The organism is Arthrobacter sp. ISL-72 (assembly GCF_018613755.1).
In the GTDB taxonomy this organism is placed as follows: domain Bacteria; phylum Actinomycetota; class Actinomycetes; order Actinomycetales; family Micrococcaceae; genus Arthrobacter.
The window spans coordinates 38071-63015 of record NZ_JAGGPP010000014.1 but is presented as its reverse complement, the minus strand read 5'-3'; the positions used below and the strand labels follow the sequence as shown (position 1 = coordinate 63015).

Below are 24945 nucleotides of genomic sequence, written 5' to 3'. Positions count from 1 at the left end.
GCAAGTCTATGTTCCGGGCCGCCTCCGTTCCCTTGGGATCGTCCTGGCTCCGCCATGCCTACGACGGGATTGCCGGCAGGACCACCTATGCTTCTGAGCATGAGCCGCAAAAGTGTGATCTTCGTTGACGCAGGTTTCCTCCTGGCCACGGGCGGGCTGCGGGTCACCGGGAACTCGCTGCGCTCTGCCTTTTCCGTCCAGTACAAGAGCCTGGTGGATGGCATCCAGGGTTTCGTGAGCGAACGCGACAGCCGTGACCTGCTGCGCATGTATTGGTATGACGCTGCCAAGGACGGTTTGTTCAGCGACGAACACAAACGGATCGGCCTGTTGCCGGGCGTTAAGGTCCGGCTGGGGCGCATGTCATACAACGGCGAGCAGAAGGGCGTGGACCTCAAGCTGGGCCTGGACCTTGTGGGCGTTGCGCGGAACCGTTCGGCCGACGTGGCCTACCTGCTGTCCGGCGACGACGATCTGGCCGAAGCCGTGGAGGCAGCCCAGGACCTGGGCATGAAGGTGGTGCTGCTGGGAATCGAGAACCAGGGGCACCGGCTGGGGGTCACCGCGGTGGCGGAGCATCTGGCGCTGCAGGTTGACGATATCGCCACTCTGCCGCAGTCGCTGCTGGACGGATGCTTTGCCAAGACGGCGCCCTTGACGGCGTGGGCAACCATGGAACCGGGCGAGGCGGTTGCCCACGCCGCTGCGGCGAGATCCGATGCGGACGCGGGCGCCATCGCGGCATCTGCTGCTGACAGTGCCGCTGTCGGCGCCTCTGCTGTCGGTGCCTCTGCTGACGGCGCGGCAGCTGCGAAGACGGAGCCGACTTTTGCTGCCGCGCCGGATCCTGGCCGTGTTTCCGCGAGCGGCCACCGCCCGGTACCCGGGCCGGGCGTGTTTCCCAGCCTGGCGCCGGCACTTGGTGCGGGTGCCGCGGCCGCTGCTGCGGGCACGACGGCGGAGGCTGCTGGTGGCACCGCGCGCGGCGGGTCGGGCGCCGGTGCGGCAGCGTCGGTGGAAGGGTCCGGTTCGTCCCAGGATTCCAATCTCCAGCGTGCCGCAGGGCCCGCCGTACCTCCCGCCTCTCCTCCCTTCGCACCCCGCCCGGGTACGTCCGGCAGGCCGATTCCGACGCCTGGCCCCAGGCGCGTCCAGCAGGACGGGCGGCCGGTGCCGGCTGCCGGCGTCGTTCGCCGTGAGCCCGTGTATTCGACCGAAACAGGCGGCCCCTCAGCCCAGAGCCCGTGGTTCGACCTGGTGGAAAGTGCCGAAGCGGTGGCTGTCAGCCTGGCGGACAACTGGCACGGCAGCGTCACCCAGCGCGAACTCAACGAACTCCTTGCCGAGCGTCCGCTGCTCCCGCCGACCATTGACCGGGTCCTGATCAAGGACTGTGCCGCGAAGATCGGTGAAGCCAAGACGGACCTGCAGGACATCCGCAAGGCCATCCGGGCAGCGTTCTGGCGCCGTCTCGATGAGCTCGTGTAGCAGCGCCCGCGCCATGCAGCGGTGATTCCGGGCGCGGACCAGCAGGTAAGTTGGAGGAATGCTTTCACGTTCATCCGGGCCTTTCCGGCCGACAGCACCCGTGCGCTTCGTCGGTGCGGCGGCTGCCGGCGCCTGCCTAATGCTGGCTGCCTCGGGCTGCTCCTCGGCGGTCTCCGTAGAGAACGCGGACGTCCCCGCCTGGAAAGCCACGGCCCTGCCGACGGCCAGCGGGATCGTGCTTGAGGACGCCGGCAAGATCCTCAACCGCGAGCCGCTGGTGAAGGACGCAGCCGATGTTCCGGCAGGTGTGTACTCGCTGACCATGACGTGCGACGGCGGCGGCAAGGCCTTCTTCTCGGTCTCTGCGGGCGGTACCCCCATTGCGGAAGCAGGGGCCGCCTGCAACGGCAGCCGGGAGCGCGCCAAAATCACGATTCCCGCAACGGGCCCCGTGCAGATCAGCACCTCCAGCGTGGACGCTCCGCTCATCTACGCCTACCATCTGGCTGCAGCAAGCTAGGGGTCAACAGCACCGGCAGCCAAGGCGCGTAAGCTCAGGGATATGCCAGCTCTCTGGGGGAAGCGGATGATAGGCCTCGCACTGGTGCCGGTTCTGTGCCTGCTCGCCGCGGGCCTGAACGGCTGCGAGTACAGCAGCGACAGCGATGAGCCCAGGGTTGCTGATTCCCCGCCGTCGAGCTCCAGTTCCGGCGGCCAAAGTGCCCAGGAAAGCCAGCAGGGCTCCATTGACGCGCTGACGGAAATTCTTGGCTTTCCGGACGGGAGCGGACTGCCCTACGCGTCAGCGAGTGCGGCATCGTGGAGCGCGGAAATTCCGGCCGGAACATACATCCTGACGGCCGCGTGCGTCGCGGCGCCCGCCGCTGACCTGGTGGTGCGCCTGGGGAATGCCGAACCGGAGCGGACGACATTCGGGTGCGGCACGGGCAAGGTGGTGTACCTGGACCATCAGGGCGGCAGGATTAGCGCGGAAATCGTGCCGCTCACGGACGCGCCGCACGTATTCACCGGCGTTAGGCTGGATCCCGGTCCGGCCGCGTGGGACCAGGAGACATCACGGTGAGGGCGGGCCGGTGGCCACAGCTCGCAGTGTTCCTGGTGGCCGGCGCCCTGATGGCGGGCGTGGCCGGTTGCGAATATGCCGACGAAACCGGGGCGGAGCCGTCCGGACCCGCCGACCGGCCGGTACGCAGCCTGGGCGCCAACCCAGTTCCCTTCGCTTCGCCGGATCCCAAGCTTGAGGCTGAGCTGGAACGGAACATGGCCGCCGTCGAACTGATGCTGGCGGACGTTCCGATGGGCTCGGCCGGTGGTGCGGGAGGTATCAGCGGTCAGGGCGGCGCAGGCGGCGGTTTCGCCTACGACGGAGTCCTCACGCGGGCCGGTGCCTATACCGTCACCGCCGTTTGTGTGGGCGGGGCCGGGGCCCGGCTGGTGATCACATCGGGCGGAACCGCCGGCGGCTCGCGGCAGATCGACGTGCCCTGCGGAGAACGGATCAGCCAGCAGATTGAGCTGGGAACCAGTCCTTTTACGGCCTATCTCGGGAGTCGGGACGAAAGCAGTGAATACCCGGCAGCGGTGGGGGCCATGCGGATTTCGGACCCCGTGCCGTAGGGGGCCGGGGAGATACCGCACGACGCTTGGACGTGCATAAGCAGGGGGTCCGGCCGTCTATGGCTTGGGGGTGGCAGCAGGCCTAAAGTCAGAGTATGCACACCGTGCAGGCACCCCGGGTGCCACGGCGGGCGGCCGCGGCGGCCGGCGTCGTGCTTTCCGGTGCGCTGGCTGCCGGGGCAGCGTTAAGCGGTTGCGAGTACGTATACGACGACGGGCGCGGCCCGCTGCCCAGCGCGACGGCGCCGCGCTTCACCGATGCAGCGCTGCCGCAGGACCCCCGCCGGAATTTGCCGGTCACCGGGGCGGAACTCGACCGGTGGGTTGAGCAGGTCCTCCCGGAAACCGAGGGCCAGGTTTTCCACACAGGGTTCGGCCTGCTGGAGCCCGGCACAACTCGCAGGGAAAGCACCGGGCAACTGCCCAGCGGCACGTACTCGCTGACGCTCGCCTGCAAGAGCCCGCGCAGGGTGTCGTTCACCGTGCGGGACGGCGAGCTTGCGCTTGTTGACCTGAGCGTGCGGTGCGGAACATCACGCGTGAACGTGATCCACGTGTCCAACGATGCGGTGCTCAGCGTGGAGGTGGCCGCGCAGTCCGGTGCGAACTTCGCCTTCCGGGTCAGCCGGCTCTGACCATGCGGCTTCTCCGACCGGTACCAGCTAGGCCGCGCAGCCTTCGGGGCAGCGGAGGGTTTCAGGGCTGGACGCGCAATCCGGGCAGTAGAGCGTCAGCGTGCGGCAGCTCGGATTGGAGCAGTTCTCGAACTTGCTCGTGGGTGCCGAGCAGCGGACGCACTCGCCGATGGTCTTGGCCTCCTCGCTGAATTCGAGGTGCATGCGCTTGTCGAAAACGTAGAGCGAACCTTCCCATAGGCCCTGGTCCTTGAACGTTTCGCCATAGCGGACAATCCCGCCGTCGAGCTGGTAGACCTCCTTGAAGCCGCGGTTCACCATGAGGCTGGAGAGCACCTCGCAGCGGATCCCCCCGGTGCAGTAGGTGACCACGGGCTTGTCCTTGAGGGAGTCGTACTTGCCGGACTCGAGTTCCTTGATGAAGTCGTGGGTGGTGGCGACGTCCGGGACAATGGCGTCCTTGAACTTGCCGATCTGCGCTTCGAAGGCGTTGCGGCCGTCGAAGAACACCACGTCCTCGCCGCTTTCCTTCTTGGCGTCGACCAGCTGGTGAAGCTCTTCGGGCTTGAGGTGGGTGCCGCCGCCGACCACGCCGTTCTTGTCCACCTTGAGCTCGCCCGGTGCGCCGAAGGAAACGATCTCGTCCCGCACCTTGACACTGAGGCGGGGGAAGTCCGCTGCTCCGCCCTCGGACCATTTGACGTCGATGCCGTGGAAGCCCTTGTATTCGCGTGTGGTCTTCACGTACTGCTTGACGGCGTTCAGTTCGCCGCCGACCGTCGCGTTGATGCCGTCCTTGGAGATGAGGATGCGGCCGGTCAGGCCCAGCTTCTCGCACAGGGCGCGCTGCCAGAGGCGCACGGCGTCGGGGTCGGCGATCGGAGTAAAGCCGTAAAAGAGCACAATTCGGTTCAAAGCCACGTATTTAAGGGTACTTCCTGCCCATTGGCCCCGGAACCGGGACCATTCCGCAACCGCAGAGGCTCGCCCGGTCACAATTCCATAAGCAAGGACTCTTCACCGGAGCATACCCCTGTTACTTACGGCAGGGCTGGAATACTCTCATCACATGAGCCCAGACGCCTTGGTTGAAGACATCACACGCCTCGTGGAAATCTGGGTAACCGGATGGGCCGGTTGCCGGGGTTACGAGACGCGAATGGAAGGCCGCTTCCCCGCCGTCCTGCGTGCGGACACCACGAGGGAGTGGGAATTCTTCGCCCATGATCCCTCGGACACGGAGTTCTCGGAGCTTGCGGCAAAGACGGCCGAGGCCGAGGCCCGGATCCTCACGATCCTCACCAACGACGTCGCCCGGTATCACTACCTTGCCGGGCAGCAGGGGCTGAACGTAACCTCCGCGTCCCAGACGATGATGATCGTGGACATGGAAACACAGGACTCCGAAGACCCCTGGCTGGCCGATGATGACCTGAAGATCAGCACGTCCAATGAGGACGGAGTCCACCATGCCGTGGTGCGCTCCGGTGACACCCTGGCTGCGAGCGGTCGAGTGTTCGTGGTGGGACACACCGCGGTATTCGACAAGATCATCGTCGAGCCCGCCTTTCAACGGCGCGGACTGGGGAGCTTCATCATGAGGGCGCTCGCGGCGCAGGCCTTCGAGCACGATGTTGAAAACGGCCTGCTGCTGGCCTCCCTGGACGGGCAGAAGCTCTACTCGCACCTGGGTTGGACGACGTTGTGCCACGTGCTGATGCTTTCCTCCTCTGACGAAGGTGCGGATCTTTCCGTCGGCTGACACTGCGTCAAGCTGGGCTGCTGTTATGTTGTTGTTAATGCCGGACGATTTGAGTCCGGATGAAACAATGTTGAAGTGAACCCCCATGACTCCCTGATTCCGCTGCTGGGCCGTGGCCCGGAACCGGAACAGCTGCGTCATGTCCGCACCATTCCGGCCCGCCGGGCCGTCAATGAGCCATGGCCGGACTGGGCACACCCCGACCTCATCAGCGCCTACGGTTCCTTGGGGATCCATGAGCCGTACCGTCACCAGGTCCAGGCCGCGGAGCTTGCCCACGGTGGCGAGCACGTGGTGATCGCCACCGGCACCGCTTCCGGTAAGTCGCTGGCCTATCAGCTGCCTGCCCTGGATGCGATCCACCGTTCGGAGTTGCGCGTGCTCTCCGAGCCGGGCAAAATCCACGACGACCGCGCCGTGGCCCTGTATCTTTCCCCCACCAAGGCCCTGGCCGCCGATCAGCTCGCGGCCATCCGGTCGCTCAGGCTGCCGACCGTCAGGGCTGAAACGTACGACGGCGACACGGACCCCGCGTCGCGGCGCTGGATCCGGGACCACGCCAACGTCATCCTGGCCAACCCCGACATGCTGCACTTCGGCATCCTGCCCAACCATGCCTGGTGGGCCAGCTTCTTCCGCCGGCTCAAGTACGTCATTGTGGACGAGGCCCACAGTTACCGCGGCGTCTTCGGCTCCCATGTGGCCAACCTGATGCGCCGGCTGCGGCGGATCTGCGCGTATTACAGCGCCGACACATCACAGCCGGGCCCGGTGTTCATCGCGGCTTCGGCGACGGCCTCCGAACCGGGCACGTCCTTCGGCCGGCTCATCGGGGCGCCGGTCCGGGCCGTGTCAGAGGATTCCTCGCCGCACGGCTCCACCACAGTGGCCTTCTGGGAGCCTGCCCTGACGGAACTGCGGGGTGAGAACGGTGCCAAGGAACGCCGGACGGCCGTCGCTGAAACCGCCGACCTGCTGGCGAACCTGGTTTCCTCCCGTATCCGGACCATTGCGTTCATCAAGTCCCGTCGCGGCGCGGAGACCATCTCCGCCATCACCAAGCGGCTGCTGGACGAGGTGGATCCCAGCCTTCCCCAGCGGGTGGCCGCCTACCGTTCCGGTTACCTGCCCGAGGAGCGGCGGGCGCTGGAGAGGGCGCTGCGGTCAGGGGAACTGCTGGGTGTCTCCAGTACGTCGGCCCTCGAACTCGGCATCGACATCTCCGGGCTGGACGCCGTCCTGGTGGCCGGCTGGCCCGGGACGCGGGCGTCCCTCTTCCAGCAGATCGGCCGGGCGGGTCGCGCCGGGCAGGACGCCATCGCCGCCTTTGTGGCCAGCGACGATCCGCTGGACACCTACCTGGTGAACCATCCGGAAGCCATCTTTGACGTGTCCGTCGAGGCGACTGTTTTCGATCCCTCCAATCCGTATGTGTTGGGGCCGCATTTGTGCGCGGCTGCCGCCGAACTTCCGCTGGGGTACGCCGAGCTGGAGCTGTTCGGGCCCACCGCGGAGAAACTGCTGGGCCAGCTCGTGTCCCAGGGCTACCTGCGCAAGCGTCCGGCCGGCTGGTTCTGGACGCACCCGCAGAGCGCGGCGGCCATGGTCAACCTGCGGGCCGACGGCGGCGGTCCGGTGAGCATCGTCGACGCCGAAACGGGTTCCCTCCTTGGCACGATGGACTCCCCTCAGACGCATTACCAGGCCCACACCGGAGCCGTGTACGTGCACCAGGGCGACAGTTATGTTGTGGAAGACCTGAACGAGGCCGACCACTGCGTGATGGTGCGCCGCGCCAACCCCGACTACTACACCACAGCCCGTGACGTGACCCAGATCGAAGTTCTGGAGACGCAGCGGACAGCGGAATGGGGCGACGTCGCCGTGCACTTCGGCGACGTAAAGGTGACAACACAGGTGGTCTCCTTTCAGCGCAAGGCGCTTATTTCGAATGAGATCCTGGGCGAGGAACCGCTGGAGCTCGGTGCCCGGGACCTGTTCACGAAGGCTGTCTGGTTTGTGGTGGACAACCGTTCGCTGACCGGGGCCGGCCTGATCGAAGCCCAGTTCCCCGGCGCACTGCACGCGGCCGAGCACGCGGCCATCGGGCTGCTCCCGCTCGTGGCGTCGAGCGACCGCTGGGACATCGGCGGAGTGTCCACTGCGATCCATGCCGACACCGGGGTGCCCACGATCTTTGTGTACGACGGGCACCCCGGCGGCGCCGGCTTTGCCGAACGCGGCTTCGACAAGGCACAAGTGTGGCTTTCCGCGACCCGCGATGCCATCGCGGCCTGCGAATGCGATGCAGGCTGTCCCTCCTGCGTGCAGTCGCCGAAGTGCGGCAACAAGAACAACCCCCTGGACAAGGCCGCCGCGATCACGCTGATCAATGTCCTGCTTAAGGACGCCACCGAGGAGACCTCCGGGCGGATCGCTAAGAAGCCGGCAGCTCCCCTGACCGACCCGTTGCGGACGGAAGAGCACGCAACCCGGTCCTGAGCCCGATCAGCCCGTCCCGCTACGATCAGGGAGGCGGACCGGCCCTCGCATGGCCGGTGGCCGCTCCGAACATGCTGCGGCTCAACAGCTCGGTTCTAATCTCCACGGTGTTTCCTCCCCCTTCCGTGCAGCTCGATATTCTGGCGCCTTGCCGGCCGGCGACCTCGGCAGCCACAGAGCACGGCACCCCCGGGCTGATTCCGCGCAGTGCATCTGCGGCCGCCAATGCTGCCAGATCCGCGGCCGCCGCGGCCCTTGAGGCCATCACGGCGGACTGGGCCAGTAAGAGCATCAGCGCCATGGCCACCATCACCAGCATCCCCAGCCCGGCCGCAAGAACCGTTCCTGAACCGCGCTCGCGGGCACCTTGCGAAGGATTTCCGGGCAAGGTCATGAGGCGGCAGCAGCTAGCCGCTGCTCCTCACTCAGCTGTGTCTCCCGTGTCTGCTCCTCCCTCGCCGGGTCCCCCTGGGTTTGGGACCGCAAGACCGGCGAACGGACGCCTGCTGACTCCGGGGTTTCGCTCCGGGCCAAGGCCCGGGCCGACAATGTCCACGGGACGATCGAGCCGACCGGCCCGGAGACCCTGGCGAACACCGTGACGCTGAGCCATTCGCCTTCGGCCACCACCGACGATGACGCTGAGGCACCCGCGAGTTGCCGGACGATTCCGTCAACGGCTCCGGCGTCCTCCCCTCGGGCCAGCGCCCTCGCCCCTGCCCTTGCCGCTTCTTCGAGCCGCAGCTGCGTAATCCCGGCCGCCGAGCCCGCGAGCAGCAGGGCCAGCAGAAGAAGGACCGCCGGAAGTGCAACGGCGAATTCAGCAGTGACAGCTCCGCGGTCCTTCCCCGAACCACCGGGTTCCTTGGCTGGTGGTGCCCCCTGGTGGAGCCTGCGGGTCATGGCAACGCCAGCGCCGTCCGGATCAGGTTCAGCAGGAACCCCCGGACTTCGTCGCTGCGGAGGATGAACACCAGGATGCCGGCAAAGCCCACAGCCGCCAGGGTGGCGATGGCATATTCAGCGGTAGCCATTCCCACCTCGGATCCCATGAGTCGGCTTCGCCGCCGGCCGGAAACCGGGGCAGCATAGCTGGCTCCCGGATAGATCTCCCTGACTTCGGCATCCTCCGGGCGGTCCGCGCGGGAGGAGTCCTGCTGGGCGAACTGGCGGTTATCGGAAGTGATTGACATGGCATTTCCTTTCGTTGGTTTCCGGCGGAATTGCCGGCTGAGTCGACTCTCCCGGCTCCTGAAAAGGCCGGTAAGGGACGGGTTCGGCTAAGTGGAAAAACCGGTGCGGTCGTGGCTGTGGAGGAACACTCGGCCGGCAGGGCAGCGGCTGCCGGGTGCCTCCAAGTCAGGTTCCGGAAGGAAGCATGGCCAGCAGGACCGGCACCACGCCCAGACAGATAAAGGCAGGAAGCGAGCAGAGGCCCAGCGGCACCACCAGCCTCACGCCGAGGGCGGCAGCGCGCTTCTCCGCGGCACGGAACCGCTCCCGCCGGAGTCTGGCGGCCTGGGCGTAAAGGATGGCTGATGATGGAGCGCCTGTCAGGGCAGCGAAGCCCAGCGCCTGCCGCAGGACCAAGAGTTCCGGAGTGCGGGTCTCGGAACTGCGCCAGGCCGTTTCCCAGTCCGCCCCGATTGCCAAGGCAGAGACAACCGGCCGCAGCGACTGGTGGTACTCAGGTGAGGCAGCCCCAGCAACCAGCTCCAGCGACCGCCCGATCCCGGACCCGGCATCGAGCATGGCGCCGACCAGTTCCAGCATCATGGCGGTGTCCCGCAGACCCCCGTGTGCCTGCATTTCCGGGGCTCCGGCCGTTCCGCCGCCCACACTGCCTTGATCTGCCCGGTCCTGACCCAACAGATGATGCCTGCGGAGTCTGCGGCGGGCCTTGCCGCTGCCGGCCAGTACCAGCATCGCTGCACCGGCGAGCGCCAGGGCGACCACCAGGGAAGGCAGCCATTCGGGTGTCATGGTGATCCGATGGCGGTGCGGACGAGCCGGGCGGACCAAATCCGTCCGGCCACCGTCAGGGCAATGCCGGCCGCGAGTGCAGCCGTGCCAAGCGGTGTGCCTAGAAGGATGGCGAGCGGGTCCACGCCAAGGGCGACTCCCAGTCCGAGGCCCAGAAGCGGCAGCCAGGTCAGGAGTGTGACGGTCGCCTTCGGCCCGGCAAGGGCTGTCTGCCTGGCTGCTTCGGCATCATCCTCCACCTCAAGCTGCGCGGCGAAGCGGGTGAGGACATCAGCCAACGGACAACCACTGGCTTCCGCAATCTCAAAGCAGGCAGCCAGCTCGCCCCAGATTCTCAGTTCGCGGTTGTTGTTACCGGAGAAGCCAGTGCCTAACGCTGAACTGATCGCACCGGCAACGGGCGAGCCCCTCGTCGCAGCCGCACGGGCCACCACTATCATCGACCGGGTCACCGGCGTCAGTCCGGGCCCGCCGTCGGCTGCCCCGGTTTCCTCATCCGGTGAATACACCAGCCAGAGTTCTTCCCAGAGCCTCGCCGGCGTCCGGCCACCCTTCAACAGTGCCGCCAGTTGCTGCACGATAACTGTCATCGGCACCGCCGCGGCCCGTTGGCGGGACAGGGCACGCCCCACGGCCAGGCTGAACCTGGGGGCCTCCGGCGGGCCGCCGCTTTCGCCGGTCCCCTCGCGGGCTCCGCTTCTCCGGGCCCGGCGCGGATGCGGAGTGCCGAGGGCGGCGCGGATCCTCCCTGAGCGGCCGCCGGGAGGCCTGGCCACCAGCCAGGCAGCGACAGCCAGTGCCCCGATCAGCAGGATCATCATGTGCTTTCCTGATACGCAGCCGGGCCCGATGCGGCGTCAATGTTGACCTCGGTGTCAAGGCCCAGCCTCCGCGCAAGCCCTGGCCATGCCGGTCCCAGGTTGAGCGTACCTGCGTGCGCAGCTATGGCCACCGAGACCTCCAGTCCGTGCGGGCCGTCGTCGACGACGCCGACACATGCCACCCGGCGTCCGCCGCGGAAGCGTTCAACATGCACCACAATGTCCAGGGCACTGGCGACCTGCAGCCGCATGGCGTCCTGTCCCATGCCGGCGAGGGCGCCCAGGGCCGTCAGCCTCGCCGGCACGGCAGCTGCAGTGTTGGCGTGGATGGTGCCTCCTCCGCCGGTGTGGCCGGTGTTCATGGCTGTGAGCAGTTCGCGGACTTCGGCCCCGCGGCATTCCCCCACCACCAGCCGGTCCGGCCGCATCCGGAGGGCCTGGCGGACCAGTTCGGCGAGGTCAACGCCACCGCCCCCTTCGAGGTTTCCGTGCCTCGATTCCAACGACACGACATGCGGATGGACAGGGTTCAGTTCGGATGCATCCTCGATGAGGACCAGGCGTTCGCCGGGATGGCAGAGTCCCAGAAGAGTGGAGAGCAAAGTGGTCTTGCCCGAGCCCGTGGCACCGCTGACCAGAAAACTCAACCGACGGGAGACCATGCGTTCCAGCACCTCCTGGACAAGGGAACCGAACATGCCGCCCTCCCGGAGTTCATCCAGCGTGAACACCTCGTTCCGCCGGATTCGGACGCTCAACAGGGTTCCTGCCGTAGAAATGGGCGGCAGGACGGCGTGGATGCGGTACCCGGCCTCGAGCCGGACGTCCACGCACGGCGAGCCGTCGTCAAGGCGCCGCCCGCCTGCTGCCACCAGCCTGGACGCCAGTGCGCGGATTTCCGCTTCGGAGGAAAACGACACCCCTGCATGTTCCAGGCCGTTTCCCCGGTCCAGCCAGACGGAATCCGGGCCGTTGACGAAGATGTCCGTGACAGAGGGATCCCTGGTCAGCACCTGCAGCGGTCCCAGGCCGTTGAGTTCCGCGCTGATCCGCTCGACGGCAGCCAGCGACCCTGCCGTTCCCAGGAGTTTTCCTGTGGCCTGAACCGCGGCGGCGACCCGGGACGGGGTCAGCGGGCCGGAGTCAGCCATCACTGATTCCCGGACGGATTCGAGCAGGCCCGCGTCCAAAGCACGGTTCTGCCGCCGTCGGGTGCCTCCGCCGGGACCGGGAAACCTGGACACCCCCGGCGGCTGCGAGGGCATGCTCATGGCAGCTCACCGCTCAGCAGGTCCAGGACCGAGGCAGCGAAGCGGCGTACGGTGCGCCGGCGGCCCATTTCCAGCAAGCGGCCGAGTTCCGTGGCGTTGGCGGTGCCTCTTACCTCCGGGACGAGTCCCTGCAGGGGCAGCCCCACGGATTCGGCGATCAGCGGCCCGTCCAGGACGGCGCCTGCTTTGCCCCTGATCACCAATGCCGTTTCCACCGGAGGGAGTTCCTGCAGCAGCCGGGCCGAGGAAACCGCGGCTTTCAGCTGGGCCGGCGCCACCACGAGGATGCGGTCGCAGTCCCAGGCGAAGGTACGCAGCGGTTCCGTTCCGCGGCCGATGTCCACCAGCACGAGTTCGTACCCCCTGCGGGCGGCATCGAGAACACCGCCGACGGTTGCCGCTTCCACGCCCGTCTGGCGTTCGCGGCTGCCCGGCCAGGACAGGAAGGAGAACCCGCCCGCGACCGGGAGGGCATCGGACAGCTGCTCCGGATCGATGCTCCCGCTCGCGTCCGATAGGTCGGTCCAGCGCAGGCCGGGAGATTCCTCTGCAGCCAGGGCAAGTTCCAGCCCGCCGCCCCAAGGGTCGCCGTCGATCAACAAAACCCGGGCTCCCCACTCCGCCGCCGCCTGGGCGATCCAGATTGCAGCGGTGGTGGCGCCGGCGCCGCCGCAGCCGCCGGTCACACCCAGGACGAGGCCGCCGGCTTCGGGAGACCTGGAGCGGCTCAGGTACTCAGCCAGCCATGCGGCAGCATCCGGGAGCACCGCCACGCGCTCCGCACCCAGGGCGGCAGCAAGGTGCCAGAGGCTGTCGCCTTCTCCGCCCAGTCCTACGAGCACGGCAGGAGCCCGCCGCCGCGGGGGCAATTCGCGGATGTCGCTGCCCACCAACACAACGGCCGCGGTGTCCCAGAACGGAGCCGCTTCGGTGGCATCAACAGCCACGCGAAGCTGGCCGCCGGCCGCGGCTACGATCCGTTCAACCTCACCCCGCAAGAAATCAAAGCCCGTCACCAGCAGCGTTTCGGCCGACTCTGCCGGAAGCCACGCGCCCGGAGCCCTCACGCCCACCGGCGCATCCTTGGCAGCAGGAACACTCCTTGCGGCCGGGACAAGGCGGCGTGCGGGGTCTGCTTCGGGGTGCCTGGCCCCGGCAGACTTGCGACCCGCATTCCGCTGCCCGGCACCGGGCCTATCCCGGCCGCGGGTTCCCTGGCGATCGCCGCCGTCGTCCGGCTGTGCGGGCGGGGCAGCACAGGAAGCGCGGCGTGCCGGCGCGGCCGGTTCTGCGGTTCCGGCCCGGCCATCACGGCGGGCCGGCGGGGCAGCAGCTATGGGAGGTCCTATTGCCGCCCCGGTGTCGGCACCCGAAGCCGCGGTGCGCAGTCCGGTCATTTCCGGCGTGGGTTCTTGAAGATGCTGCCTGCTCATCCTGCCACTGTTCCGGGCAACCCTCCTGACCGACAGATGCCCTTCGCGCCATGTGGACAAGAAGGCTAACGCGCACCTGTGGAGGGATAGTGCGACGGGCGCCACCCTGCGCCAACGAAAACCCCCGCCCGCGGGCAAGCCGCCCGCCATCGCGGTGCGCGGCGCGCTGCGGCCCGGGCCGCGGCGCAAAGCACCGCACTCCGCAAGGCAGAATTAGGGGTATGTATCTGCTGCTGTCCGCCCACGCTGGCGGCGCAGCCCTCCAGGAATTCACCGCGGACGGGTCACCTGCCCCGGGCAACCCCGAACCGCGCCTGATCAGCGCCGGCCAGCTGGCCGGCGTCGTACGTGAACTCGAAAAGCGTCGCCCCCGTTGGATCTGGCACCGGACGCAGGACTGGTACCCCGCGCTGCTGGCGAAGGGCGTGGAGCTGGAGCGCTGCTACGACCTCGCCCTTTGCGGCGCCATCCTGGCCCACTCGGAATTCACCGCCCACACCGCCTACGCCCGCAACGCGGAAAAGCTCACGCAGGACGACGATTCGCAGCAGACGCCCCGCAGCCTCCAACCGCCGCCCCCGCCGGCACACCAGGGGGCGCTGTTCGAAGACTCCGGGCTCGGCCGTGCGCCGGGCCACTCCCTCGAGGAGCTGCGCGCCGAGTACGCGGCGCAGCAGGAAGCACTCAGACAGGCGAGCACGGAGGCCAACCGCAGGCAGCGGCTCCAGCTGCTGCTGGCCGCGGAATCGGCCGGAGCCATGATCGCCGCGGAAATGCAGCACACCGGAGTACCCTGGCGCGAAGGACTGCACGAACGGATCCTCGCCGACTACCTGGGCCCCCGACCACCGCTGGGACATCGGCCCGCCAAGCTCGAGGCGCTGAATACAGAGCTCCGAAGGCTCCTGAACTCGCCCGGCCTGAACCCGGATTCGCCGCAGGAACTCATGCGTGCGCTGCACCGGAACGGCATCGAGGTGAAGACCACGCGGCAATGGGAGCTGAAGCAATCAAGCCATCCGGCCATCGAACCGCTCCTTGCCTACAAGAAGCTGTCACGGCTGCATACTGCCAACGGCTGGGCCTGGCTGGACGCCTGGGTTAACAACGGCCGCTTCCAGCCGGAGTATGTGGTGGGAGGCGTCGTCTCCGGGCGGTGGGCATCCCGCGGCGGCGGTGCCCTGCAGATTCCCCGCCAGATCCGGGGCGCCGTGCACGCCGACCCGGGCTACAAACTCATCGTGGCGGACGCCTCGCAGCTTGAGCCGCGGGTCCTGGTGGCCCTGGCCCAGGACTCCAAAATGGCCGAAGCCGCGCGGGACAAGGACCTCTACGCGGGCATCGCAGCCCAGGGTTTCGGCGGTGACCGTGCCAAGGCGAAGGTGGCGTTGCTTGGCGCGATCTACGGCGCCACGACGGGCGAATCGGGGCGCCTGATGCCGCAGCTGAGCCGCACGTATCCGCGCGCCGTCGGCTTCGTGGAACAGGCCGCGCGGGACGGTGAAGCGGGCGGCACCGTCACTTCGCGGCTGGGCCGCAGCAGCCCGCCGCCGTCGGACCGCTGGCGGCAGAGCCAGAAGTCCACCACAGCCGAAGAGCAACGGCGGGCCGACGCGCTCGCCCGCTCCCGCGGCCGGTTCACCCGCAACTTCGTGGTCCAGGGGTCGGCCGCAGACTGGGCTGCCTGCTGGCTGGCCGAATTACGGCGGCGGCTCCGCGGCTTGAGATCGGCCGGAAAACCCGCCGGCGAGCTCGTGTTCTTCCTGCACGATGAAGTGATGGTGCATTGCCCTGACGAGTCGGTGGACGCATGCATCCAGGCCATCGAGGAGGCGGCTGCTGCCGCGAAGGAACTACTGTTCGGGCGGATCCCGGTGGAATTTCCGGTGAGCGTGGCCGTGGTGGACTCCTACGACAAGGCCAAGTAGCCCCTATAAGACACGTCCTGTAACGTACCCGCTGGTAGCTTTGTGAACTGCCTCACCTCCCGGTTAAGCTCAATTAGCCGGTTCGCAGCAGTGGCAGTGCAGCACCGACAAGGACCGGCCGATGCAATGATGCATTGTTATTTGGGGAGGCACTATAAGTGGCTGGCACATTTGAAATTGTTAATGCGGAAGAAGACGCTTTCTACTTCCGCCTTACGGCAGAAGACGGCACGTTGGTGGCGGTTTCGCCACGGTTCAAGACGCTGAGAGGCGTCGTCGCAGGTATTAATGCCGTCCGTGAAAACGCGGCCACAGGACTTGTGGTCAACCGTTCGCGGCGCGAACTGGCGTCGGGGTAGCCCGTCACAACCTCGGCGGCAAATCACACGTCGATGGGGTGCAGCCGGGTCCGGTCCCAAGGCACCGACCAGCCAAGATGATCGAAGAGTTCGTTCAGGACCATCCCGGTGAAACCCCAGACCACCAGCTTGTTCACCACAAAGGCCGGGCTAAGGAAGGTCTGGCCCGCACGGCTGACGGTGGCCATGGCACGGTTGTCGGGATCCAGCAGGTCCCGGACCGGGATGCGGAAAACCTGGGCCGATTCGCCATAGTCCACCACACGGACCGGCGAGGGCGAGTGCCACCAGGCCAGCACCGGCGTCACCAGGAAATTCCCGCGGGGCAGGGCCAGCTGCGGCATGGCACCCAGAACCTCCACGCCTGCTGCATCCAGTCCCGTTTCCTCTTCCGCTTCCCGCAGGGCCGCTTCGATGGGCGACTCGCCGGGATCGATCCCGCCGCCCGGAAACGCCACCTGGCCGGGGTGGTCGTCCAGGGTATGTGCGCGTTCCAACAGCAGGACGTCGAGGTCAGCGGGAGCCAGGGGCTTTCCCGAAGCCGCCGGCACGTTGTCCAGCGCACCGAAGAGCATCAGCACCGCGGCCTTGCGGGCCACGGTGTCATCGACGCTGAGCTCGCGCCAGTAGGGATTGCGCGCCGGGCCGTTCCCGGCTTCGATGGCGGCAACCAGGTCAATGAGATCCTGGCGGGCGGTCATTTCGCCCGCTTCTGGGATTCCATGCGGATTTCAGCAGCCCGGTGTGTTTCGGCCAGCAGCTGGGCCAGGAGGGCTTCCTGCCCCGGGGCCAGTTCATACTTGAGCAGCTTCCGGGCCTTTTCCGCGTCCGTCTCCCCTGTCCCGTAGCTGGGGCACCAGGTGGCCACCGCGCATGCCCCGCACGCCGGTTTGCGTGAATGGCAGACGCGCCGCCCGTGGAACACCACCCGGTGCGAAAGCATGGTCCAGTCCCTCGGTTCGAACAGCTCTGCCACGTCGGCTTCAACCCGCACGGGGTCGTCCGATTCCGTCCAGCCGAACCGGCGGGCCAGCCTGCCGAAATGCGTGTCGACGGTGATTCCGGGTATGCCGAAGGCGTTGCCCAGGACCACGTTGGCAGTTTTCCGCCCGACGCCCGGCAGCGTCACCAGATCCTGGAGCCTGGGCGGCACCTCGCCGTCGTACTCGTCGACCAGCCGGTTGCACAGCGCCATGACGTTGCGCGCCTTAGCCCGGAAGAAACCTGTCGGTTTGAGGATCACTTCGAGCTCGGCCGGGTCCGCCTCGGCCATGCTTTTGGCATCCGGATACCGGGCGAACAGCATCGGCGTGATCTGGTTGACCACGACGTCGGTGGTCTGGGCCGAGAGCACCGTGGCCACCAGGAGCTCGAAGGGGCTGCGGAAGTCCAGTTCGGCGTGGGCGTAGGGATAGAGCTCGGCGAGCGCCCGGTTAATCCTGCGGGCGCGCCGCTTCAGCGCCAGCGTTGATTCTCCGGACACCCGCGGGGTGGTGCTGCCCGGCTCCGGAGTGCCGGAATCGATCGACATCGGACCCGGCTAGCCGCGCTCGATGTTGCTGAGGTCGCGCAGGACCCCTACCCGGCCGTCAGTGTGCTGCACCAGGAATTCGTGGCCGCGGTCCTCCAGTGCCAGAACCCATCCGCCGGGTTCGATAATGAACGCGGGCATGCCCGTCCGTTCGTCCACGGCGGTGCGGGGCTGCGCGACGGCGAACCAGAATGCCTCGTGGACGGGCTGCTCCTCGTGCTCCTCGGGCCGGCTGGACGGGTCCACGGTGGCACGGATGGGTTCCTGCGACCGCACCTGCGGGTTCACCATCGTTTCAGCCGGCAGCGACGCCGCCCGAGCCGACGCCGGCAAAGGACCTGTTGCGGGAACGCCGGTCTGCTGGTTAACCGCGGCGGGCGCGCCCGCTGCCTGGGCCTCCGGAGCGGAAGGGGCGACGGCGGCGGCTTGCGTCTGCTCTGCGGCGGAGGGCACGACGTCGGCCGCCTGCGTTGCGGGCGAGGCGTCCCTTCCGAGGCGGGCAGCTTCGGAACCTGCGGCTGTTGCGCCTGCCGCTGCACCCGTGGCGCCTGCCGCTGCACCTGTTGCGCCTGCCGCTGCACCGGTGGCGGCTGCGGCGGCACCTGTGTGGGCTGCGGCGGCACCGGTCTGGGCTGCGGCGGCACCGGCCGGCGTCGCGTCAGCCTGCCTGGCAACACCCAGCTCGGTTGCCCCGTGCCGGACTTCGCCGGCGGAAGCACCGGCGTCCGGAGCACCGGCGCCTGGACGGGCACCGTTCTGGGCGGCACCGTGCTGGTCGGTACCGTTCTTGGCCCCGCCACCGGCGGCACCGGCCGTCAGGCGCTTCGACCAGCCAGCCAACGTGCTGGAGCCCGGGTCCTTGGCAGGCTTTGGCACCTTCGGGGCGCTGGGCTTGCGGAACGGCGCGGCCGATTCGCGGGCCACGACGTGCGCCGGCACCTCGGCACGGTCCAGGAAGTCACCGGCAAAGAAGGGAATGAAGGGTGCCAGCACCGTGGCCGCAAACAGTCCCAGGGATCCGATCAGCGCCACCAGCATGACCGGAACGAACGCTCCGGCGGCCGACAGGAAGAAGAACGCCAGGGCAAACGAAGCAACCACGGAGGCGAACTGGTCAATGGACAACGATCCGATCCTGACCTTGGACTCAGGGGTAAGCCGGCGGGCCACAAAAAGGGCGGTCACGATCAGCGGCAGGACGATTCCCAGGCCGAGGAAGAAGAGGCTTCCCAAATTCCACAGGTTGTAGCGGGAAGCGAACATAGGGATGAGGGACGCCACAAACAGAATCAGCGTTGACGCGAAGACGGCGAGGTCGCGCACTGTGAACGGCCCGAGGACGGTTTCGTTCTTCTTCGCCGTCAGCCTGCTTCCCGCGGACTTTTGCCCGTCCGCGTTGACCGGCCTGTCGGAACCCGCCGGGCCGGTCGCCTGACCGGGGTGCGGATGGGCGGCCTTCTGTTGCCCATGGCTTTGCTGGTTCATTCTGTTCTCCTTAGCACGGCGGCGCCCTGGACAGCGCCTCCTAACGGCAGGCAGAAACGGAACCGCGAGCGGTCCTGTCGCCTCCATTGGATGTCACAACTTCATCTCAGCCTAGCCAAGTGCTTGGCTGATCACTAGCTGACGGGCCGGACGTGGGCGCGGCGGAATAACCGCGGAATTGGCCTACCACACCCTTCTGTTCGCCGGGTGAGAGTATCCCGTCAGAACCCGCGCCAGTACCGTGGGGGTGCCGATTCTGCAACCATTCGCCGCTTAATAAACGCCGCTCACGGCTCACAATGTGACCGGGCACACGTGCTGTCCGGGGCAGGTATTAGTGTGTATTTCGGAACAGCTCTTTGCGGTACAGCCGTGATCAGCCGCTGCCCGACGCCGCGCCTGCGGCCCGGCTGCGGCCCGGTGACGGCGGTCCCGCGCAGCAAAGATCGATGAATGATGAGGTTCACCATGTCCCACGAGACACCCAGCTCCACGGCCACCGCTGCCCACACCGACGTGCCGGCCAACGGATCCGCAGCCGGCAACGGCAACGGCGATGCGTTCGAAAACCTCTCCCATGAGAACCGGAAGTTCGCGCCGTCGGCGGAATTTGCCGCCAACGCGGTGGTCACCGCGGCGGATTACGCGGAAGCCGACGCCGACCGGCCCGCCTTCTGGGCCAGGCAGGCCCGTGAACTGCTCACCTGGAGCAAGGACTTCACCGAGACCCTGGACTGGTCCAACCCGCCCTTCGCCAAGTGGTTCGTCGGCGGCGAGGTCAATGCCGCGTACAACGCGCTGGACCGCCATGTGGAGAACGGGCTCGGAGACCGGGTCGCGATCTACTTCGAAGGCGAACCCGGAGACACCCGGACCTACACGTATGCCCAGCTCACCGACGAGGTGAAGAAGGCGGCGAACGCTTTCGAATCCCTGGGCGTGGTCAAGGGCGACCGCGTGGCCGTCTACCTGCCCATGATCCCCGAGGCCGTGATCACGCTCCTGGCCTGCGCCCGGATCGGCGCGATCCACTCGGTGGTCTTCGGCGGCTTCTCCGCGGACGCCCTCCGCTCGCGGGTCGACGACGCCGAAGCCAAACTCGTCGTTACCGCCGACGGCACCTACCGCCGCGGCAAGCCCAGCGCCCTGAAGACGGCCGTGGACGAGGCCCTGTCCCAGGCCGGCCACACCGTCCAGAACGTGGTGGTGGTTAAGCGCAACGGCCAGGACGTGGACTGGCATGAGGGCCGGGACCACTGGTGGGCCGACACCGTAGACGCCGCCTCCCCGGACCACGCGGCCGTAGGCCATGACTCGGAGCACCCGCTGTTCATCCTCTACACCTCCGGCACCACGGGCAAGCCCAAGGGCATCCTGCACACCACCGGCGGCTACCTTACCCAGACCGCCTACACCCACAAGGCCGTTTTCGACCTGCACCCGGAAACGGACGTGTACTGGTGCACGGCCGACGTCGGCTGGGTCACCGGCCACTCTTACGTCGCCTACGCGCCGCTCATCAACGGCGCCACCCAGGTCATGTACGAGGGCACGCCGGACTCCCCGCACCAGGGCCGCTGGTGGGAAATCGTGGAGAAATACAAAGTGTCCATCCTCTACACCGCCCCCACCGCGATCCGCACCTTCATGAAGTGGGGCAAGGAGATCCCGGCCAAATTCGACCTCTCCTCCATCCGCGTCCTGGGCTCCGTGGGCGAACCCATCAACCCGGAAGCCTGGATGTGGTACCGCGACGTCATCGGCGCCAACGCCGGCAAGAACGGCGAGAAGAAGGAGAACCCGGCACCGATCGTGGACACCTGGTGGCAGACCGAAACCGGCGCCCAGATGATCGCACCGCTGCCGGGGGTCACGGCCACCAAACCCGGATCCGCTCAGGTCCCGCTCCCGGGCATCGCCGTCGATGTGGTGGATGAGCTCGGCGAGTCCGTGCCGAACGGCCACGGCGGCTTCCTGGTGATCCGCGAACCCTGGCCTGCAATGCTGCGCGGCATCTGGGGCGACCCGGAACGGTTCAAGGAAACGTACTGGTCCCGCTTCGAGACGATGTACTTCGCCGGCGACGGCGCCAAGAAGGACGATGACGGCGACGTCTGGCTCCTCGGTCGGGTGGATGACGTCATGAACATCTCCGGGCACCGGCTGTCCACGGCGGAGATCGAATCGGCCCTGGTCAGCCACCCTGCCGTGGCGGAAGCCGCCGTGGTGGGCGCCGCGGACGAAACCACCGGGCAGGCCGTCGTCGCGTTCGTGATCCTCCGTGAAGACGCCACGGACTCCGGCGATGAAATCGTCCAGGAGCTCCGCAACCATGTGGGCAAGGAGATCGGGCCGATCGCCAAGCCCAAGACCATCCTGGTGGTCCCCGAACTACCCAAGACCCGCTCCGGCAAGATCATGCGCCGCCTCCTCAAGGACGTCGCGGAGGGCCGTGAAGTGGGCGACGCCACCACCCTTGCCGACAACACGGTGATGTCCCAGATCGCGCAGTCGCTCCGGAAATAGCAAGAAGCCGGCAGCAAAAGCCCCCAGCAGGAAGCCACGCGGCCCTGTTGTTCCACCCCAGAGGGTGGAACAACAGGGCCGCTGTGCGTTGTGACGTTTCAAACACCTAATGCACCCAAAATGTTATTTCCCGTTCTTTCCTGTTCGCTTTTGAGAGGTTATAGTCATCAACATGTGAGGAGCCTCACACGCAGCTATTTTTCAAGGGAGAGAGCATGGCAGCAAAGTTTGATGCTTCGGAAGCCCGTTACCCGAGCAGGCGCAGCGTCCTCAAGACCGTTGGTGTCGGCGCGGCAGGCCTGGCCGGCATCCCGTTCCTCGCAGCTTGCACCGGCGGAAGCGGCCCCTCGGCCACAGGCTCCGACTCCCCCGGCCTGACCTTCGGTTCAGGATCCTCGGACGATGTTCCCAAGCGCGCGTACCAGGCTGTCACGGACGCTTTCACCGCCAAAACCGGGAAGAAGGTCACCACGAACGTGGTGCCGCACAACGACTTCCAGAACAAGATCAACTCCTACCTGCAAGGTTCCCCGGACGATACGTTCACCTGGTTCGCCGGCTACCGCATGCAGTACTACGCGGAGAAGGGACTCCTGGCCCCCATCGACGACGTCTGGGAAAGCATCGGCGACAACTACTCCGACGCCCTGAAGAAGGCCTCCACCGGCCCTGACGGCAAGATGTACTTCGTCCCCAACTACAACTACCCCTGGGGTTTCTTCTACCGGAAGAGCCTTTGGGCCGAGAAGGGCTATGAGGTTCCGGAGACCTTCGACGCCCTCAAGGCGCTGGCTGCCAAGATGAAGGCTGACGGCATCATTCCCATCGGCTTTGCCGACAAGGACGGCTGGCCGGCCATGGGCACCTTCGACTACATGAACATGCGGCTCAACGGCTACCAGTTCCACGTGGACCTTTGCGCCCATAAGGAATCCTGGGACCAGCAAAAAGTCAGCGCCGTCTTTGACACCTGGGCCGAACTCCTCCCCTTCCAGGACCCGGCGGCCCTCGGCCAGACCTGGCAGGACGCCGCCAAGGCACTGGAGGCAAAGAAGACTGGCATGTATCTGCTGGGCTCCTTCGTGACCCAGCAGTTTACAGACCCCGCCGTCCTGGCGGACATCGGATTCTTCGCCTTCCCCGAGATCGCCATGGAAGGCCGCGACGCCGTCGAAGCCCCCATCGACGGCCTGCTGCTGTCCAAGAAGGGCGGCGAGAACAAGGCAGCCCGCGACTTCATGGCGTTCCTGGGAACTTCCGAAGCCCAGGATGCCTACGCAGCGGTGGACGCGTCGAACATCGCCACGGCCAAGGGAACGGACACGTCCAAGTTCACCCCGCTGAACAAGACGTGTGCGGACACCATCGCGAATGCAAAAAACATCAGCCAGTTCTTCGACCGCGACGCCCTGCCGGCCATGGCCAACAACGTGATGATCCCGGCCCTGCAGTCCTTCATCAAGGACGGCAAGATGGACGTCAAGAACCTCGAAGCCCAGGCCAAGACGCTGTACGCCGCCCAGTAGGGCCAGCGCAGCCAGTACCAGCCGAATGAGCCGCATCACCGGCGACCGGCGGGGAAAGTACGACGACGGCGGCACCGCCTGCCGCCGTCGTACTTTCCCTGCATCCGGACCAAGCGAGGGAAGACTTCCATGAGCAGCACTGCAAGAGAACTTATCCCGGAGGAATCCAGGGAGCCCGAGGGGGCGCCGGTCCACCGCGTCAAAAGCGGGCGGGTACGCCGCCTGTCAGGGCGGGACAAAATGGTCCTGGCCCTGATGGTGGGCATCCCCACGCTGATCGAACTGACCCTGGTGTGGCTGCCGATGCTGATGTCGGTGGGCCTCAGCTTCACCCGGTGGAACGGCCTGGACCTGGGCGACATCCGCCCGGCGGGGGTGGCCAATTACCAGTACATCTCCCAGGACTATCCGCCGTTCTGGCCTGCGGTGCAGCACAACATGCTGTGGCTGCTGTTCCTGGCCCTGATTGCCACCCCGCTGGGTCTGCTGCTGGCTGTACTGCTGGACCAGAACATCCGCGGCAGCAAGATCTACCAGAGCATTTTCTTCGCACCTGTAATGCTCTCGCTGGCCCTGATCGGCATCATCTGGCAGCTGTTCTACCAGCGCGACAACGGGCTGCTGAACTTCCTGCTGGGCACCGCGGGGACACCGCAGGCCGTGGACTGGTTCGGGGATTCCTCGGTCAATATCTGGGCTGCCATGATCGCCGCCACCTGGCGCCACGCCGGTTACGTCATGCTCCTGTACCTGGCCGGGCTCAAGGGTGTTGACCCCACCCTCAAGGAGGCCGCGGCCATCGACGGCGCCAACGCTGTCCAGACCTTCTTCCGAGTGGTCTTTCCGGCCATGCGTCCCATCAACATCGTGATTGTGGTCATCACCATCATCGAGTCGCTGCGGGCCTTCGACGTCGTGTACGTCATCAACCGCGGAACCAACGGCCTGGAAATGCTCAGCGCCCTGGTCATCCAGAACCTGGTGGGCGAAGGGCAGGTGATCGGCGTCGGCTCGGCGCTGGCGGTGGTGTTGCTGGTTATTTCCCTTGTCCCCATCGTCTTCTACCTCAGCCGCACCTTCGGCAAGGAGAACAAAGCATGAGCACCACCACAGCCCGCTCCGGCGGAACCCGCACGGCAGCCCTCCGCTCCGGCAGCCGCCCGAGGCGCCATTACGGAACGCACATCTTCCTCACGGTGATGGCGGTGATGTGGCTGATCCCGCTGGGGTGGTCGCTCTTCACGGCGCTGCGGCCGGTCGCATCGACCAACGAACACGGGTACTTCAGCGTGGCCGGGGACTTCAATTTCGACAACTTCACCCAGGCCTGGACGCAGGGCGGGTTCGCCACGTACTTCATGAACTCCCTTATCATTACGGTTCCGGCCGTGCTGCTGACCCTGTTCCTGGCCTCCCTGATGGCGTTCGCCGTGAGCCGGGTGAGCTGGAAGTTCAACATCACCCTGCTCATCATGTTCACCGCCGGCAACCTGCTGCCGCCGCAGGTGCTGGCCGCGCCGCTGTTCGAGATGGCGAAGCACTTCGAGGTGCCTTACTCCTTCAGCGACTCCGGCAACATGCTGAATACGTACATCGTGGTCATCGCGGTCAATATCGCTGTGCAAATGGGATTCTGCACCTTTGTGCTGTCCAACTACATGAAGGCGCTCTCCTCCGACCTCACCGAGGCCGCCCTGGTGGACGGCGCCGGAATCTGGCGGCAGTACCGGGAAATCATCCTGCCGCTGTGCCGGCCCGCGTTCGCCGCCCTCGGCACCCTGCAGATCATCTTCATCTATAACGAATACTTCTGGCCGCTGCTGTTCATCCAGAGCGGCAACAGGCTCCCCATCACCACGGCCATCAACAACCTCCAAGGCCAGTTCCTGAACAACTACAACCTCCTGGCGGCCGGCGCCGTCATCACGGTGATCCCCACCCTGGTGATCTACCTGCTCCTCCAGCGGCAGTTTGTGGCAGGCCTGACTCTTGGTTCCAGCAAGGGGTAGACCATGATGGACCCTGACGGGGACAGCACTCCCCGGCCGTAAGCCCGA

Annotated in this window: 24 protein-coding genes; 13 read left to right on the top strand and 11 right to left on the bottom strand. The window is 66.7% G+C overall.

Annotated elements, in window-relative coordinates; genetic code table 11:
* Window positions 1-99 precede the first annotated feature (99 nt).
* The 5 genes from J7I92_RS14105 to J7I92_RS14085 all read left to right on the top strand — a co-directional run bounded on the left by J7I92_RS14105 (window position 100) and on the right by J7I92_RS14085 (window position 3761).
* Complete coding sequence (locus tag J7I92_RS14105) at window positions 100-1488, top strand: NYN domain-containing protein (protein WP_251039928.1); 1389 nt, start codon at window positions 100-102, stop codon at window positions 1486-1488.
* 58 nt (window positions 1489-1546) lie between these two features.
* A complete protein-coding gene (locus J7I92_RS14100) occupies window positions 1547-2008 on the top strand; it encodes a hypothetical protein (protein WP_214841426.1) in 462 nt (153 codons plus the stop codon).
* Window positions 2009-2050: 42 nt separating this feature from the next.
* The gene (locus J7I92_RS14095; RefSeq protein WP_214841424.1) at window positions 2051-2572 is read left to right on the top strand and encodes a hypothetical protein; all 522 of its coding nucleotides are present in this window, start codon (window positions 2051-2053) and stop codon (window positions 2570-2572) included.
* Window positions 2569-3126, top strand: coding sequence for a hypothetical protein (locus tag J7I92_RS14090; RefSeq protein WP_214841422.1), 558 nt, complete (start codon window positions 2569-2571; stop codon window positions 3124-3126). The genes J7I92_RS14095 and J7I92_RS14090 overlap by 4 nt, the downstream gene beginning before the upstream one ends.
* Before the next feature lie 95 nt (window positions 3127-3221).
* The gene (locus tag J7I92_RS14085; RefSeq protein ID WP_251039927.1) at window positions 3222-3761 is read left to right on the top strand and encodes a hypothetical protein; all 540 of its coding nucleotides are present in this window, start codon (window positions 3222-3224) and stop codon (window positions 3759-3761) included.
* Between the two features lie 27 nt (window positions 3762-3788).
* On the opposite strand, the gene J7I92_RS14080 is transcribed toward J7I92_RS14085, so the two are convergent.
* Entirely contained in the window at window positions 3789-4682 is an 894-nt protein-coding gene (locus J7I92_RS14080) for a rhodanese-related sulfurtransferase (protein ID WP_214841421.1), read from the bottom strand.
* Window positions 4683-4830: 148 nt separating this feature from the next.
* On the opposite strand from J7I92_RS14080, the gene J7I92_RS14075 reads away from it, so the two are divergent.
* Together J7I92_RS14075 and J7I92_RS14070 are read left to right on the top strand one after the other, a co-directional pair.
* Window positions 4831-5523: a GNAT family N-acetyltransferase gene (locus J7I92_RS14075; protein ID WP_214841420.1), complete on the top strand. Its 693-nt coding sequence runs from the start codon at window positions 4831-4833 to the stop codon at window positions 5521-5523.
* A gap of 75 nt (window positions 5524-5598) precedes the next feature.
* The gene (locus J7I92_RS14070) at window positions 5599-8025 is read left to right on the top strand and encodes a DEAD/DEAH box helicase (protein WP_214841419.1); all 2427 of its coding nucleotides are present in this window, start codon (window positions 5599-5601) and stop codon (window positions 8023-8025) included.
* A gap of 25 nt (window positions 8026-8050) precedes the next feature.
* Here J7I92_RS14070 and J7I92_RS14065 read toward each other — a convergent pair whose 3' ends face one another.
* The 7 genes from J7I92_RS14065 to ssd form a co-directional block, all read right to left on the bottom strand.
* On the bottom strand, window positions 8051-8419 hold the full coding sequence (locus tag J7I92_RS14065; RefSeq protein ID WP_214841418.1) for an Rv3654c family TadE-like protein: 369 nt from the start codon (window positions 8417-8419) through the stop codon (window positions 8051-8053).
* Window positions 8416-8928, bottom strand: coding sequence for a TadE family type IV pilus minor pilin (locus J7I92_RS14060; protein ID WP_251039926.1), 513 nt, complete (start codon window positions 8926-8928; stop codon window positions 8416-8418). The genes J7I92_RS14065 and J7I92_RS14060 overlap by 4 nt, the downstream gene beginning before the upstream one ends.
* Complete coding sequence (locus J7I92_RS14055) at window positions 8925-9218, bottom strand: DUF4244 domain-containing protein (RefSeq protein WP_214841417.1); 294 nt, start codon at window positions 9216-9218, stop codon at window positions 8925-8927. The genes J7I92_RS14060 and J7I92_RS14055 overlap by 4 nt, the downstream gene beginning before the upstream one ends.
* Window positions 9219-9384: 166 nt before the next feature.
* On the bottom strand, window positions 9385-10008 hold the full coding sequence (locus J7I92_RS14050) for a type II secretion system F family protein (protein WP_214841416.1): 624 nt from the start codon (window positions 10006-10008) through the stop codon (window positions 9385-9387).
* Window positions 10005-10829: a hypothetical protein gene (locus J7I92_RS14045; RefSeq protein ID WP_214841414.1), complete on the bottom strand. Its 825-nt coding sequence runs from the start codon at window positions 10827-10829 to the stop codon at window positions 10005-10007. The genes J7I92_RS14050 and J7I92_RS14045 overlap by 4 nt, the downstream gene beginning before the upstream one ends.
* Window positions 10826-12100 (bottom strand): TadA family conjugal transfer-associated ATPase, encoded by a 1275-nt coding sequence (locus J7I92_RS14040; RefSeq protein WP_251039925.1) that lies wholly within the window; start codon window positions 12098-12100, stop codon window positions 10826-10828. The genes J7I92_RS14045 and J7I92_RS14040 overlap by 4 nt, the downstream gene beginning before the upstream one ends.
* Window positions 12097-13533 (bottom strand): septum site-determining protein Ssd, encoded by a 1437-nt coding sequence (gene ssd / locus J7I92_RS14035; protein WP_396020392.1) that lies wholly within the window; start codon window positions 13531-13533, stop codon window positions 12097-12099. Before ssd ends, J7I92_RS14040 begins: the two co-directional genes overlap by 4 nt.
* Before the next feature lie 221 nt (window positions 13534-13754).
* Between ssd and J7I92_RS14030 the strand changes: the two genes are divergently transcribed.
* Window positions 13755-15461 carry a bifunctional 3'-5' exonuclease/DNA polymerase gene (locus J7I92_RS14030; RefSeq protein ID WP_214841413.1) on the top strand — a complete coding sequence of 569 codons (1707 nt, stop codon included), beginning with the start codon at window positions 13755-13757 and terminating at the stop codon, window positions 15459-15461.
* 158 nt (window positions 15462-15619) lie between these two features.
* Complete coding sequence (locus J7I92_RS14025; protein WP_214841412.1) at window positions 15620-15820, top strand: YegP family protein; 201 nt, start codon at window positions 15620-15622, stop codon at window positions 15818-15820.
* A 23-nt stretch (window positions 15821-15843) separates the two neighbouring features.
* On the opposite strand, the gene J7I92_RS14020 is transcribed toward J7I92_RS14025, so the two are convergent.
* The 3 genes from J7I92_RS14020 to J7I92_RS14010 are packed head-to-tail and all read right to left on the bottom strand — an operon-like array spanning window position 15844 to window position 18836.
* Window positions 15844-16521, bottom strand: a complete 678-nt coding sequence (locus J7I92_RS14020; RefSeq protein WP_214841411.1) for a CoA pyrophosphatase — start codon at window positions 16519-16521, stop codon at window positions 15844-15846.
* The gene (gene nth, locus J7I92_RS14015; RefSeq protein ID WP_251039924.1) at window positions 16518-17351 is read right to left on the bottom strand and encodes an endonuclease III; all 834 of its coding nucleotides are present in this window, start codon (window positions 17349-17351) and stop codon (window positions 16518-16520) included. Before nth ends, J7I92_RS14020 begins: the two co-directional genes overlap by 4 nt.
* A 9-nt stretch (window positions 17352-17360) precedes the next feature.
* On the bottom strand, window positions 17361-18836 hold the full coding sequence (locus J7I92_RS14010; RefSeq protein ID WP_214841410.1) for an ABC transporter permease: 1476 nt from the start codon (window positions 18834-18836) through the stop codon (window positions 17361-17363).
* 468 nt (window positions 18837-19304) lie between these two features.
* On the opposite strand from J7I92_RS14010, the gene acs reads away from it, so the two are divergent.
* The 4 genes from acs to J7I92_RS13990 all read left to right on the top strand — a co-directional run bounded on the left by acs (window position 19305) and on the right by J7I92_RS13990 (window position 24897).
* Complete coding sequence (acs, locus tag J7I92_RS14005; protein ID WP_214841496.1) at window positions 19305-21362, top strand: acetate--CoA ligase; 2058 nt, start codon at window positions 19305-19307, stop codon at window positions 21360-21362.
* Window positions 21363-21577: 215 nt separating this feature from the next.
* Window positions 21578-22888, top strand: coding sequence for an ABC transporter substrate-binding protein (locus tag J7I92_RS14000; RefSeq protein ID WP_214841409.1), 1311 nt, complete (start codon window positions 21578-21580; stop codon window positions 22886-22888).
* A 129-nt stretch (window positions 22889-23017) separates the two neighbouring features.
* Complete coding sequence (locus J7I92_RS13995) at window positions 23018-23989, top strand: carbohydrate ABC transporter permease (protein ID WP_214841408.1); 972 nt, start codon at window positions 23018-23020, stop codon at window positions 23987-23989.
* Window positions 23986-24897 carry a carbohydrate ABC transporter permease gene (locus tag J7I92_RS13990; protein WP_214841406.1) on the top strand — a complete coding sequence of 304 codons (912 nt, stop codon included), beginning with the start codon at window positions 23986-23988 and terminating at the stop codon, window positions 24895-24897. The genes J7I92_RS13995 and J7I92_RS13990 overlap by 4 nt, the downstream gene beginning before the upstream one ends.
* Window positions 24898-24945: the final 48 nt, after the last annotated feature.